Source organism: Faecalibacterium sp. i25-0019-C1 (genome assembly GCF_042854225.1).
In the GTDB taxonomy this organism is placed as follows: domain Bacteria; phylum Bacillota; class Clostridia; order Oscillospirales; family Ruminococcaceae; genus Faecalibacterium; species Faecalibacterium taiwanense.
In genome coordinates this window covers 2,577,545-2,590,810 of the sequence record NZ_AP031428.1, presented here as the reverse complement: position 1 = coordinate 2,590,810, position 13,266 = coordinate 2,577,545, and the positions used below count along the sequence as shown (strand labels likewise).

Annotated in this window: 13 protein-coding genes and 4 tRNA genes; 14 read left to right on the top strand and 3 right to left on the bottom strand. The window is 59.7% G+C overall.

Annotation, left to right across the window (positions count from 1 at the left end):
• Positions 1–56 precede the first annotated feature (56 nt).
• The 4 genes from ACGHUK_RS12735 to ACGHUK_RS12720 are packed head-to-tail and all read left to right on the top strand — an operon-like array spanning position 57 to position 6,064.
• Entirely contained in the window at positions 57–3,359 is a 3,303-nt protein-coding gene (locus tag ACGHUK_RS12735) for an SNF2-related protein (protein WP_390574476.1), read from the top strand.
• A gap of 15 nt (positions 3,360–3,374) precedes the next feature.
• Positions 3,375–4,364 (top strand): dipeptidase, encoded by a 990-nt coding sequence (locus ACGHUK_RS12730; RefSeq protein ID WP_390574475.1) that lies wholly within the window; start codon positions 3,375–3,377, stop codon positions 4,362–4,364.
• A gap of 22 nt (positions 4,365–4,386) precedes the next feature.
• On the top strand, positions 4,387–5,238 hold the full coding sequence (locus ACGHUK_RS12725; RefSeq protein WP_390574474.1) for a serine hydrolase: 852 nt from the start codon (positions 4,387–4,389) through the stop codon (positions 5,236–5,238).
• Between the two features lie 52 nt (positions 5,239–5,290).
• Positions 5,291–6,064, top strand: a complete 774-nt coding sequence (locus tag ACGHUK_RS12720) for a TSUP family transporter (protein WP_097774417.1) — start codon at positions 5,291–5,293, stop codon at positions 6,062–6,064.
• A gap of 155 nt (positions 6,065–6,219) precedes the next feature.
• On the opposite strand, the gene ACGHUK_RS12715 is transcribed toward ACGHUK_RS12720, so the two are convergent.
• The gene (locus tag ACGHUK_RS12715; protein WP_120079798.1) at positions 6,220–7,077 is read right to left on the bottom strand and encodes a DegV family protein; all 858 of its coding nucleotides are present in this window, start codon (positions 7,075–7,077) and stop codon (positions 6,220–6,222) included.
• Between the two features lie 210 nt (positions 7,078–7,287).
• Here ACGHUK_RS12715 and ACGHUK_RS12710 point away from each other — a divergent pair, with 210 nt between their 5' ends.
• The 8 genes from ACGHUK_RS12710 (at position 7,288) to ACGHUK_RS12675 (ending at position 11,524) form a co-directional block, all read left to right on the top strand.
• Entirely contained in the window at positions 7,288–7,677 is a 390-nt protein-coding gene (locus ACGHUK_RS12710; RefSeq protein ID WP_097777160.1) for a CPBP family intramembrane glutamic endopeptidase, read from the top strand.
• 10 nt (positions 7,678–7,687) lie between these two features.
• Positions 7,688–8,170, top strand: a complete 483-nt coding sequence (locus ACGHUK_RS12705) for a nucleoside deaminase (protein WP_005937887.1) — start codon at positions 7,688–7,690, stop codon at positions 8,168–8,170.
• On the top strand, positions 8,167–8,352 hold the full coding sequence (locus ACGHUK_RS12700) for a hypothetical protein (RefSeq protein WP_143405584.1): 186 nt from the start codon (positions 8,167–8,169) through the stop codon (positions 8,350–8,352). Before ACGHUK_RS12705 ends, ACGHUK_RS12700 begins: the two co-directional genes overlap by 4 nt.
• Positions 8,353–8,433: 81 nt before the next feature.
• Positions 8,434–9,393, top strand: a complete 960-nt coding sequence (gene ymfI, locus ACGHUK_RS12695; RefSeq protein WP_242959976.1) for an elongation factor P 5-aminopentanone reductase — start codon at positions 8,434–8,436, stop codon at positions 9,391–9,393.
• Between the two features lie 70 nt (positions 9,394–9,463).
• A complete protein-coding gene (locus tag ACGHUK_RS12690; RefSeq protein ID WP_005937878.1) occupies positions 9,464–10,840 on the top strand; it encodes a sigma-70 family RNA polymerase sigma factor in 1,377 nt (458 codons plus the stop codon).
• A gap of 240 nt (positions 10,841–11,080) precedes the next feature.
• Positions 11,081–11,156 (top strand) — tRNA-Thr (locus ACGHUK_RS12685).
• 212 nt (positions 11,157–11,368) lie between these two features.
• Positions 11,369–11,445, top strand: a tRNA-Asp gene (locus ACGHUK_RS12680).
• 3 nt (positions 11,446–11,448) lie between these two features.
• Positions 11,449–11,524: transfer RNA gene (locus ACGHUK_RS12675), tRNA-Thr, on the top strand.
• Positions 11,525–11,656: 132 nt separating this feature from the next.
• Here ACGHUK_RS12675 and ACGHUK_RS12670 read toward each other — a convergent pair.
• Together ACGHUK_RS12670 and ACGHUK_RS12665 are read right to left on the bottom strand one after the other, a co-directional pair.
• Positions 11,657–11,732, bottom strand: a tRNA-Trp gene (locus ACGHUK_RS12670).
• Between the two features lie 70 nt (positions 11,733–11,802).
• Entirely contained in the window at positions 11,803–12,261 is a 459-nt protein-coding gene (locus ACGHUK_RS12665) for an Rrf2 family transcriptional regulator (RefSeq protein WP_005937871.1), read from the bottom strand.
• 129 nt (positions 12,262–12,390) lie between these two features.
• Between ACGHUK_RS12665 and ACGHUK_RS12660 the strand changes: the two genes are divergently transcribed.
• Positions 12,391–12,714, top strand: a complete 324-nt coding sequence (locus ACGHUK_RS12660) for a rhodanese-like domain-containing protein (RefSeq protein ID WP_005937868.1) — start codon at positions 12,391–12,393, stop codon at positions 12,712–12,714.
• A 20-nt stretch (positions 12,715–12,734) separates the two neighbouring features.
• Positions 12,735–13,175 carry a hypothetical protein gene (locus ACGHUK_RS12655; protein WP_390574473.1) on the top strand — a complete coding sequence of 147 codons (441 nt, stop codon included), beginning with the start codon at positions 12,735–12,737 and terminating at the stop codon, positions 13,173–13,175.
• Positions 13,176–13,266 lie beyond the last annotated feature (91 nt).

The window sequence follows — 13,266 nt, the reverse complement described above, 5'->3', positions numbered from 1 at the left end:
GTGCGGTATTCTTATAAGATAAGAAGGTTTTACAGCCAAACCGGGAGGAAACAGCCATGGATGCAGACGAGATCCGCACGCTTTTGGGCGATAACATTTTTGAGCGGGCTAAGAAATACCGCAAGCGCATCCAGCAGAGCACCTGCACCGTGAACGCCGATGGCGTGCGGCATATTTCGGCCATGGTACAGGGCAGCGGCGGCAGCTATTACTATACGCAGGCATGGCTGCGGGAGAACGGCAGCTTTGTCAGTGCGTCCTGCAGCTGCCCGTATAACCAGAACGGCGAGGGCACCTACTGCAAGCATATCGGCGCATTGCTGCTGGACGATGCCGAAAAGAATGCCCCTGCACCGGCGGCAAAGCCGGATGCGATTCCCGGTGTTGTGCGCGGCGCGGCGGGCCTTGCCCCGGAACCGGCCCGGCGGGACAGCTATGCCTCCGGGCTGGAAATGCTGTTTGGCAAAAAGTGGCACGGCGAAACGCCGGTGTCGGATCACGAGGCCCGCAGGCTGCTGGATACCTACAAGGAAGCAGCCCTTGAAAACCTTGGTGTGGACGAGACCGCCCAGCGCACCGGCTTTGCCCATCTGGAACCGGAGCTGACCCTCGTGCCCGGCGCACAGCCATGGCTGCGGCTGCGCATCTCGGACGGCGGGCGGCAGTATGTGGTAAAAAGCATCCCGAACCTGATGGAAGCCGTCGAGATGGGCAAAAGCGTCAGCTACGGCAAGGCACTGGCTTTTGTGCACCGGTGGGATGCCTTTGATGAAGAGTCCCGTGCGCTTTTGCAGCTGCTGCGCCGTCAGGTGAACGCAAGGCAGAGCATGGACAAAGCCGCCGTGCGGGTGTACGGTGGGGCCGAACAAGGCCCGGCGGGCGGCATGATCCTGACCGGCGAGATCTTTGATGACCTTGTGCAGCTGTACGAGCATACCGGTTTTTTGGGCGGGTACGAGCTGCGGGAAGGTCTGCCCGTCATTACCATGACCGTGGAGCGCCGCCGCGGCGGTGTGCAGGTGGAAGGCGAACCCGCACTTTCCGCTGTGCAGGGCCTTGACTATGATTACCTGTTCAGCGAGGATACGCTCTGGCGGCTGCAGCGGCCCGGGTGCACCCGCATCCTGCCCGCATTGCAGGCGCTGGGCGGCAAAAGCCTGTTCTTTACCAGCGCAGATGCCACGGCCTTTTGCAGCTATGTGCTGCCGGAGCTGGGCAGCAAGCTGAACATCGTGGACCCGGAACGTCTGCTGCTGAACCAGATCCCGCTGGAACCGGTGGTGCAGTTCTATCTGGACGCACCGGACAGCTTCCGCATCGAAGCACACGCGGAGTTTTTGTACGGGGAGGATAAGGTCACGCCGTTCGTGCCGTCTCCGGCAGGGCTTTTGCGGGATGTGCGCGCCGAGAGCCGGGCAAAGCGGCTGCTGGCCTCTTATCTGCAGCCCGGTGTGGGCGGCAGAGAGGAAGTGTACGGCACCGCTGACGAGGACGAGATCTACCGCATGTTGGAGGAGGGCGTGCCGGCCCTGCTGGCCGAGGGTGAAGTATACCTGACGGATGCCTTCCGCAGCCTGCAGGCCGCGCCGCCCCGCATCACGGTGGGCGTTTCGGTGCACGGCAGTGTGCTGGATCTGGAAGTGGATACCGGCGAGTTCCCGGTGGCAGAGCTGAAAGACCTGCTGCGCTCCCTGCACCAGAAAAAGCGCTACCACCGCCTGCGGGACGGCCGTCTGCTGCGGCTGGATGACAGTCTGGAAGGGCTGGACGAACTGAACGATACACTGGAACTTTCCGGGGCCAAGCTCAAGAGCGGCCACGCCGAGCTGCCGCTCTACCGTGCACCCAGTCTCGACTGGGCGCTCTCGGGCCAGAACGGCCTGCGTTTCAACCGCGACGATGCGTTCCGCCGCATCAGCCGCAGCTTTCACGCCGTGAAGGACAGCGAGTATACTCCGCCGGAAAGCCTGCACAATGTGCTGCGCAAGTACCAGCGGGATGGCTACCGTTGGCTGCGCACGCTGGACGGCTACGGCATGGGCGGCATTCTGGCCGACGATATGGGCCTTGGCAAGACCGTGCAGGTGCTCAGCTACCTGCTGGCCATGAAGGAAAGCGGCCAGCGCCTGCCCAGCCTCATCGTCTGCCCGGCATCGCTGGTGCTCAACTGGCAGGAGGAATGCCAGAAGTTCACGCCGCAGCTTTCCTGCGTGGCTGTGGACGGCGACGCTGCTCACCGGGCAGAGCTGGCAAAGCAGTGGGCGGAAGCCGACCTTGTGGTGACCAGCTATGACCTGATGCGCCGGGACGAGGAGCTTTACAGCGGGCAGCAATTCTACGCCTGCATTCTGGACGAAGCGCAGGCCATCAAGAACCACACTACCCAAAAGTACAAGGCGGTGTGCGGAGTGAACAGCAAAGTGCGGTTTGCCCTTACCGGCACCCCGGTGGAGAACCGCTTGGGCGAATTGTGGAGCATCTTCTCCTTCCTGATGCCGGGGTATCTGCCGCCCTACAAGACCTTCTGCGCCCGGTTTGAAAAGCCTATCGTGCAGGAGGACGACAAAGACGCACTGCGCCGTTTGAACCAGCTCACCGGGCCGTTCATCCTGCGGCGCATGAAGTCCGAGGTGCTCAAAGAGCTGCCCCCCAAGACCGAGAATCTCCACCGCATCGAGCTGGACGAGCAGCAACGCAAGCTCTACCTTGCCGCTGTGGTGGACGCGCGGGAAAAGCTGCGCGCTGCAAAGCCGGAGGATAAAATGGCGGTGTTCGCAGTGCTCATGCGCCTGCGGGAGATCTGCTGCGACCCGCGCCTTGTGGCAGACAACTGGGACGGCGGCAGTGCCAAGCTGGATGCCTGCATGGAGCTGGTGACGGCTGCTGTGGAGGGCGGACACCGCATCCTGCTGTTCAGCCAGTTCACCTCCATGCTGGAACTGCTGGCAAAACGGCTGGACGAAGCGGGCGTGAGCCACTTTACCCTGCAGGGCTCCACCCCAAAGCCGGTGCGTGCGGAGCTTGTGCGCCGGTTCAACAGCGGCGAAGCGGACGTGTTCCTCATCTCGCTGCGGGCGGGCGGCACCGGCCTGAACCTGACGGCGGCAGATATCGTCATCCACTACGACCCGTGGTGGAACGTGGCTGCGCAGAATCAGGCCACCGACCGCGCCTACCGCATCGGCCAGCGCAATCCGGTGCAGGTGTACAAGCTCATTGCGCAGGACACCATTGAAGAAAAGATCGTGGAGCTGCAGCAGGCAAAGCAGGACCTTGCCGAGACGGTCACCGGCTCGGCAGACGGAGCGATCCTGTCCATGAAACCAGAGGAATTGCTGCAGCTGCTGCAAGAGGAATAAAGAGGAGAAAACATCATGAAAGTCTGGGATCTGCACTGCGATACCCTCAGCGAGCTGCGCAAAGCCGAACATGCGGGCCGGCCTAAGAGCTTCGCGCAGAACGATCTGCATATCGACCTTGAAAAATTACAAAAAGGCGACTATCTGCTGCAGTGCTTTGCAGCATTCGTCAATCTGGGTGATAAGACGCCCGGAGCGGACCCGCTGGTGACAGCGCTGGAAGAGATCGACCAGTTCAAACGCATCATGGCGGCATACCCGGAAAAAATTGCTCCGGTGTACACGGCGGCGGACATCCGCCGGAATGCTGCGGCGGGAAAGATCAGCGGGATGCTCACCATCGAGGAAGGCGCCTGCTGCAAGGGCAGCGTGGGGGTGCTGCGCCGGATGTATGAGCTGGGCGTGCGCATGATGACCCTGACATGGAACCACGAAAACGAGCTGGCAGCGCCGCAGCGGAACCCCGGCGGCGTGCTGGTGCCCCAGACCGAAAAGGGCCTGACCGGGAAGGGCTTTGAATTTCTGGCCGAGATGGAACGGATGCACATGATCGTGGATGTGAGCCACCTTTCGGACAAGGGCTTCTGGGATATCGTGGAGCACGGCACCCGGCCTTTTGCGGCCAGCCACTCCAACTGCCGTGCACTGGCACCCCACACCCGCAACCTGACCGATGAGATGATCCGCGCCCTTTCGGAGCGCGGCGGCATTGCGGGCCTGAACTACTATGCGCCCTTTCTGGACACCGACCCCACCCACCCGGAAAACTGCCGCAGCACGGTGGAGCTGATCGCAAAGCATGCAGCCCACTATAAGCAGGTGGGCGGTGCACAGATGATCGCCCTTGGCAGCGATTTTGATGGCATCGATGGCCCCCACCAGCTGGAAAATGCTGCCTTCCTGCCGCTGCTGGCGGATGCCCTGCGCAAAGAGGGCTTCACCGAGGACGAGGTGGAAGGCATCTACTACCGCAATGCCATGCGCTTTTTTGAGGAAAACCTGTAATAACAACGGAGAATATGCCGATATGGATAAAAACATGACGCTGGAAAAACGCATTGCTGTGGAGCTGTACTGCTATCAGGGCAAAATGAGCGTGTTCGTGGACGACCTGCAGGGCCATACCGTGGAGGTTGGCGCGGACGAAGAATTTGAGACGGCATCCACCATCAAGGCGTTCATTCTCGCTGCATTGTATTTGCAGGCGCAGCGCGGCAAAGCAGACCTTGCCGAAGAGATCACCTATGAGCAGAGCCAGTTCGTGGACGGCAGCGGTATGCTGCGCGCGCTGGGCGTGGGCGCAAAGCTCAAGGTGAAGGACACCGCTACCATGATGATCATTTGCTCGGACAACATCGCCACCAATATGATCATCGACTATCTGGGACTGGATACCATCAACGCCTGCATCCGGGAGCTGGGCTTTGCGCATACTGTGCTGCACAATCCACTCCACTTTGACCGCTACCGCCGGCTTGGCACCACCACGCCGCGCGACTACGCGGCGCTGTTCGCCCGCATTGCAAAAGGGGAGCTGGTCAGCCGGGAAGCCAGCGCGGAGATGCTTGCCATCCTGCGCCAGCAGCACTACAACACCATGCTGACCCACGATTTTCCCCAGTACTATCTGGACTGCGAGGAGACCGGAGCGCCGGAGCTGATCTGGGTGGCCAGCAAGAGCGGCAGCATGAACGCCTGCCGCAACGACGGCGGCATCGTCCACACCCCCTACGGCGAGTATGTCATCGTGCTGATGAACAAGGATTTTCACGATATCATCGAGTACAATGAACACCCCGCCATGGTGTACGGTGCCCGCGTCTCGCGGATGATCCTGGATCAGGTGCTGGCCTGTGAGGGACGACTGTCCCTGTCCTGAGACGCACGTTCTCCCAAAGAACAAAATTGGAAAAATAAAAGGAATTATAACAATGGGGATCACGCTCTCGCCATGGATGATGGCGTTTCTCGTTCTGATGACGGGCTTTGCAGGCTTTGTGGATTCGGCAGCCGGAGGCGGCGGTCTTATCAGCCTGCCGGCCTATCTGTTTGCCGGGCTTCCGCCCCACTACACCTATGCTACCAACAAATTCAGCGCCGCCTGCGGCACCACTTTTGCCACAGCCAACTTTTTCAAAAACGGTGCAATGAACCTGAAGGTGGGCATCCTTGCAGCCATTGGCAGCTTTGCGGGCAGTGCCCTGGGGGCACATATCGTGCTGCTGCTCAGCGATGAACTGCTGCGCACCATGATGTTCCTCATCCTGCCAGTGGCGGCGGTGGTCATTTTGTGGCAGCGCGACCTGCCGGACCAGAACCGGGACGACGGAACCCTGAACCTGAAAAAGATCCTGCTGGCGCTGGGCATCGGCTTGGGCATCGGCCTGTACGACGGCATCGTGGGCCCGGGCACCGGCACCTTTGCCATCATTGCCTTTACCACCCTGATGGGCTTTGACCTGCGCACCGCCAACGGCAACGGCAAGGTGCTGAATCTTGCCAGCAACTACGCCAGCCTGTTCACCTATCTGATGAACGGTCTGGTGGTGTTCCACATCGGCATCCCCTGCGCCGTCAGCAACATTCTGGGCAACCTGCTGGGGTCCCATTTCGCCCTGAAAAAGGGGGCGCGCTTCATCCGTCCCATGATGCTGGTGGTGCTGGTGCTGCTGCTGGGCAAGCTCATCTCGGACGCAGTGCTGTGAGCGCCGGGCGCGCCAGAGGCTCCCTCTCCGAGGGAGCTGGCAAAACCGTCAGGTTTTGACTGAGGGAGTTTGCGCCCGTTTCCCGCTGCAAAAAATAAGCCGGGCAGCCCGCAGGCTGCCCGACTTTGCTCGGATGATCTTTTTTCGGTGGTCGCTTATTCCAGCACCAGCCCTTTGTCAAAGAATGCCAGACCAAATGCACCGGGGCCTGCGTGGGTGCCGATAACGCAGCCGATCTGGCGCACCAGCGGTTCGCCCATGTGCAGATTTTCACGGAAGTAGTTCTCGATGGGCTGCACTTCCCGCAGGCTGGAAGAATAACCGGCAACAGCGGCAAAGTCCGGGCTGATGCCGCCCAGCTCTTCGATCTTCTTGAACAGGGCCACATAGGCACCGGGCAGGCCGCGGGCCTTACCGGCCATGGCTACCTTACCGTCCTTGATGGTGATGAGGGGCTTGATGCCCAGCATCCCGCCCGCGACGGCCACAGCGGCAGGCAGACGGCCACCCTTGCGCAGATACTTCAGATCGTCGATGGCGGCAACCAGATGCAGGTGCTCCTTGGCGTGCTCCAGATCGGTGGCGATCTGCACCAGCGTCTTGCCTGCGTCACGCAGCTGCACGGCCAGACGCACCAGCAGCGATTCACCCAGACACACGGTGGCACTGTCCACAAACAGCACGTTATCTACATTGGCGAGGTCTGCGGCCAGCTTTGCGCACTGCCATGTGCCGGACAGCTCGTGTGACAGGAAGATGCCCAGCACTTCGTCCCCGGCGGCAACGGCTTCCAGATAGAACTTCTCGAACAGCTCCGGGCTGGGCTGGCTGGTGGTGGGCAGCTTGCGGCAGCTGGCCAGATGGGCGTAGTATTCGGTTGGGGTCATGTCGATGCCATCCCGCAGGATGCTGCCATCCTCCAGCGTCACGTTCAGAGGGATCACGGTCACGCCCAGCTGCTCGGCTTCGGCGGGCAGGATGTCGGACGCAGAATCGGTGAGAATACGGATCATAAAATACCTCCGGATTTCCGGTAAAAACAAATTCAAGTCATGTTTCCCGACGCTTTGCAATAAAACGTCGGGAAACATTATACCAGAATCCACAGGGAAAAGTCAATTACCTGAGCGAAAATTGCTTCGTCCCAGCGCAAAATACTTGCGTAAAAGCCGCTGCTTATGATAAGATGGACGCTGAGAACTGCACGGCAGGGAGGGCAGGCCATGGAGCAAAAGGCAAAAACAAGGGCGCTGCTGGCTGCGTTCGGCTGCGCACTGGCCTACCTGCTGGCAGGCAAAGTGCTGGCATTTCTGCCTGCCCCGGCGTGGGATGTGCGGGCGCTGAGTTTTGTGCACCACTGCATCGCTGCACCTGTCGTGGAGGAACTGGTGTTCCGCGGGGCCATCCAGCAGCTGGCGCAGCCCTTGGGCAGATGGCAGGCCGCGGCGCTGCAGGCGGTACTGTTTGCGGTGCAGCACGGCACCCCGGCGGGCATGGCGTGGGCGCTTGGCTGCGGCCTTGTGCTGGGCGCACTTCGTGAACGCACCGGCAGGGTATGGCCGGGGATGCTTTTGCATACATTGAATAATCTGCTGGTTTTTGCAGCAGGATAAAGGGGAACCTATGACCGATTCTGAACTGATGGGCCTTGCGCTGGAAGAAGCCCGCAAGGCGGCTGCACTGGGCGAGGTGCCGGTGGGGGCCGTGGTGGCCCGCAACGGCGAGGTGGTAGCTGCCGCCCACAACACCCGCGAGACCGAAAAAAACGCACTGCATCATGCAGAGCTGCTGGCTATTGATGCCGCCTGCAAAAAGCTGGGCGGCTGGCGGCTGTGGGAGTGCGAGCTGTTCGTCACGCTGGAGCCGTGCCCCATGTGCGCCGGAGCCATCATCAACAGCCGCATCCGGCGGGTGGTATACGGCGCGGCAGACACCAAGGCGGGCTGCTGCGGCAGTGTGACTGACCTGTTTGCAATGCCCTTCAACCACCACCCGGTGGTGGAGCAGGGGCTGCGCGCAGAGGAAGCACAGGAGCTGCTGCAGGCGTTTTTCAAGGATCTGCGGGCACGGCTTGCGGCCCGGCCGAAGTGGAAACCGCCTGTATGACCGGCATGGAATATGAAGAAACCGTAAAAAAGTGGAAGCTGCGTGAAAAAGTAGGCGGCTTCCACTTTCTTTTTTCGGCAAATTGTGCTATATTATTTAATGGTGTTTTGTCGAAACCCATCTTATGCAGCTGTCTGCCGCGCCGAGCACCGGACTTTGACCGGATAAGAAATGGACGCTGAACGGACGGCGATGGGCCGCACAGACATCTCCTGCACGGCATACCTTTGCAGTGCAGAGATCACGACAGGAGGACTATACTCTTGTACGAAGATGAATTTGAACTGACGTTCAATCTGTCGGGTGAGGAGCCGCAGCCGGAACAGGCTGCACAGGAGCCGCCCGTACCGCCAAAGCCAAAGGCGGCATCACCCGTGGTGGACGAACCCACCCGGGTGATGGTGCTGGAAAAGCCCCAGCCTGCGCCGCAGCCGGAAATGCCGGAGCCTGTGCAGGAAGAGCCGGAGAAAACACCGGCACCTACCGTGCAGGCAGCAGCCAATGGCCGCTGTGTGCTGATCTCCGGCGGCGACCGCGGCATTGGTGCCGCTGCGGCCCGGGCGTTCTATGCGGCGGGCTACCGCGTAGCGGTGCTGTACCACAGCAATGCCAAAGCCGCTGCAGAGCTGGAAAAACAGCTGCCCGGCATCACCGCCGTGCAGTGCGATGTGGCGTCCCGCGCCAGCTGCGAGCTTGCGTTCCGCACCGCAGAACAGGCACTGGGCCGTGTGGATGTGCTGGTGAGCAATGCGGGCATCGCCCAGCAGAAGCTGTTCACCGACATCACCCCGGAAGAGTGGCAGCATATGCTGGACGTGAACCTGACCGGTGCGTTCCACCTGTGTCAGCTGGCGCTGCCGGGTATGATCCGCCGCAAGGCCGGACGCATCCTGACCGTGAGCAGCATGTGGGGCCAGACCGGCGGCAGCTGCGAGGTGCATTACTCTGCAGCAAAGGCAGGCCTGATCGGCCTGACCAAGGCTTTGGCCAAAGAAGAAGGCCCAAGCGGCATCACAGTGAACTGTGTTGCGCCCGGGGTCATTGATACCGATATGATGGCAGCATTCACCGCCGAGGATAAGGCCGCGCTGGCCGAAGAGACCCCTGTGGGCCGTCTTGGCAGCGCAGACGAAGTGGCGCAGCTGCTGGTGTTCCTTGCCGGCGAGGGTGCGGGCTACATCACCGGTCAGGTGTTCGGCGTGAACGGAGGACTTGTGATCTGATGCGCAGGAACACTTTATTACAGGATTTCCCCCGGCGGGAGCATCCCCGGAGCAAGAAGGAGAGAGCAAAATGGGCATGACTTTAAAGGAACTGTTGACGAAAGGCGAAGGCACCATTTCGGCCAAGGAGGCCAAGGCGCTGGCTGCACAGTGCAGAATGGATGAGGAAACGCTCTACACCCTTCTGGAAGAACGCGGCATCAAGGTTCTGGAAGAGGATGCAGAGCCTACGCTGGATGTGGACAGCATCATGGCCGAGGTCGAGAATGCCGAGAACAACAACGATGATATGGGCATCAGCGAGGACGAGGAAGAGCAGAGCGAGGAGAACCCTGCAGACCTGAAGGCTGCCATGGACGAACTGCTGGACGACCCCGTTAAGAACTACCTCAAGCAGATCGGTCAGATCCCGCTTCTGAGCGCGGAGCAGGAGGTGGAGCTGAGCCGCCGCATCCATGCCGGTGCCGAGGCGGCGCACATCCTGCAGGCCGACCGCCAGAAGTACGGCGGGCCGGAGTACATCAAAAAGAACAGCGCCCGTTTCTCGTTTGAAGAGGATGAGAACAGCCGCAGCTATACCGAAGATCTGGACGAGGAGGGCAACGAGAAGCCCAGCGAGGATGCCGAGGAAAAGGCTGCCGAAGAGGAAGCTATGGAGGCTGTGGAGAACGGCCCCCTGAGCGACGAAAAGCGCGCTGAGCTGCTCAAGACCCGCCGCGATGGCCTGAACGCCCGCCGCAGCCTGAGCGAAGCGAACCTGCGTCTGGTGGTGTCCATTGCCAAAAAGCATGTGGGCCACAATCTGGCATTCCTGGATCTGATCCAGGAGGGCAACATCGGCCTGATCAAGGCTGCCGAGAAGTTCGACTGTGACCGCGGCTTCCGCTTCTCCACCTATGCAACCTGGTGGATCCGTCAGGCCATCACCCGTGCCATTGCGGATCAGGCCCGTACCATCCGCATTCCGGTGCACATGGTGGAGACCATCAACCGGATGCGTCAGGCCACCAACCAGCTGGTGTACCAGAACGGCCACGAGCCGACCCCGGAAGAGCTGGCAAAGGCCATGGATATGAGCGTGGAGCGTGTGCGCGAGATCCAGCGCATGGCACAGGAGCCGGCAAGTCTGGAAAGCCCCGTGGGTGAGGAAGAGGATTCCTCTCTGGGCGATTTCGTCGCAGACGAAAACGCCGAAGCCCCCGGCAAGGCCGCAGACCGCGCCATGGTGGCACAGCAGATCAATCTGGCTCTCAAGAGCCTGACCCCTCGTGAAGAGAAGGTCATCCGCCTGCGCTTTGGTCTGGACGATGGCCGTCCCCGTACGCTGGAAGAGGTTGGCCGTGACTTTGGCGTTACCCGTGAGCGTGTGCGCCAGATCGAGGCAAAGGCGATCCGCAAGCTGCACAGCCGCAAGTGCCTGTCCCTGCTGAACGGTCTGATCGAGTGATAAAGTAAGACTCCTTCAGTCATCGCTGCGCGATGCCAGCTCCCTCAGAGAGGGAGCCCTTGGCAAAACCGGAAAGTTGTCCGTACTGCCAAAGGCCCCATCTCCGAGGGGGCTGTCTGCGTAAGCAGACTGGGGGAGTTCTTTCGTAAAAAACGACTTTTTTGCAAAAATCCAGATTTTTTTGCAAAAACCTCTTGCCAAACGGTGGAAACTGTGGTATTATAACTGAGCTGTGATTGCGCTGCTATAGCTCAGTTGGTAGAGCGCATCCTTGGTAAGGATGAGGTCTCCAGTTCGAATCTGGATAGCAGCTCCAGCTCAGATGCCCTGAAGTCGAAAGATTTCGGGGCGTTTTTCTTTTGTAGATCGTTTCTGCTGTGTGGGTCCGGAACAGGGCAGAGCGGGCTTTGAACGGCTCTTTCAGGCTTTTTTGCGTTTTTCGTAAATTCATGCTTGACAAGCGGACGCTTTTTCGATATAATAAAGCACGTTCCGGCGGTAAGCGCCGCGCGAAACTTGAGCGATCATGGCCCGGTAGCTCAGTTGGTTAGAGCACCAGCCTGTCACGCTGGGGGTCGTCGGTTCGAGCCCGATCCGGGTCGCCATTTGCTGCTATAGCTCAGTTGGTAGAGCGCATCCTTGGTAAGGATGAGGTCTCCAGTTCGAATCTGGATAGCAGCTCCACAGCAGACACCTCGAAGCCTTAGGACTTCGGGGTGTTTTTTTGTTGTATGACTGCAAAAGCAGGCTGACGGAGTGCGGATTGCTTTGAGTACAAAAACAAAACGCACAGGCTCCGAAGAACCTGTGCGTTTATGGCAGGGGTAGTAAGTTTCGAACTCACGGCACGCGGTTTTGGAGACCGCTGCTCTACCAGCTGAGCTATACCCCTATAGGCATTCGCTGAATGCTTTGTTATTATAGCCGATGCAAAGGCGAATGTCAAGCATTTCTTTCAAGATTCAGGCATTTTTCGTGCCGCAGCTGCAACAGCCTTCTTTTTTATCGGATGCAGGCAGCTGGCTGGAAAGCTGTTCCAGCGTTACGCTGTCGATATACTGGTTGATCACCTCATCAAGGCCGGTCCAGAAGGGCAGGGTGAAGCACTGCTCCCACATGGGGCACTCGTTGGTCTCGCTGCCAAGGCAGGGAATGGGTGCCACGCTGCCCTCAATGGCGCGCAGGATCTCGCCGGCGGTGTAGTCGGCAGGGGCTTTGGTCAGGCGGTAGCCGCCCTGACTGCCGCGCTCGCTTTTTACAAGGCCCACACGGGCCAGCGGGGTCACGATCTGCTCCAAATATTTCAGGCTCAGGTTCTGCCGCTCACTGATCTCCTTAAGGCTCACGGTGGTGCCCGGCGCATAACGTGCCAGCTCGGCCATCAGGCGCAGGGCATAACGGCTTTTGGTCGAAAATTTCATGGCGATCCTCTCCTTATTGCTTCCTATAGTATAGCACGTTGCTCGGATTTTGCAAAGGTATCCTCTTGTGCAAACAAAAAAGGTCTGTTATCATAGGATGGATAAGAGAATATTATAAGGAGTGAGAGTATGAGTGAGAAGATCACGGCTGCCGATGCCATCCGTCTGCTGGATGCACACGAGGCGGCTGCTGTAGATGTTCGGGAGCCGGACGAGTTTGCCGTGGGCCACATCCCCGGCGCAAAGCTGCTGCCGCTGGGTCAGGTGCTGAGCCGTGCGGCTGAGGTGCTGCCGGATAAGAACGCTGTATGGCTGGTCTACTGCCGCACCGGCCGCCGCAGTGCCGATGCCGTGCGCAAGCTGGAAAGCCTTGGCTACACCCGCCTGTACGATCTGGGCGGCATCCTGAGCTGGCCCTATGAGATCGAGGGCGACTTTGAAGGGCATTTTTAAAAAGAAAGAAGGATAACTCCATGTCGTTCCACGCAAAAGATTTTGCCGGCAGTCACTGCGGCTGCCGCTACCAGCAGGACTACCGCCCCACCTTGGGCCGCGACGGCAAAAAGGAATCCGGCACGCTGGAGGTCATCAAGTTCTATTACGATGGTGCCATCCGCTTTGAGCAGCACTGCTACGGCGAAGCCGCAACCTTCGTGTTCGGCGTATGGGCATCCGGCATGGACGAGGACGGCACCCTGCACTGGGTGCTGCCCGACCGCCGCAAGAGCTACTACGATGAGGCGTATCTGCCCAAAAAGCTGGACCGCGTGGACGAGACGGGCAATCTTTACTTCGACGGCGGCAATTTTCCGTGGAAGCTGGCGGACGATTTTGCCGAGGATAAGCGCTGGGGCTACCCCAAGTGGAAGGTGGTACTGGGAAAACTGACCGGAAAGGGCAAAAAAGGTGACTGAATCACGAAAATCCAGTATTCATATTGACATACTAGGGAATGATATGGTATAACTTATCCGTTGAAAGGATTCCGCATCTGCACAGGGCATG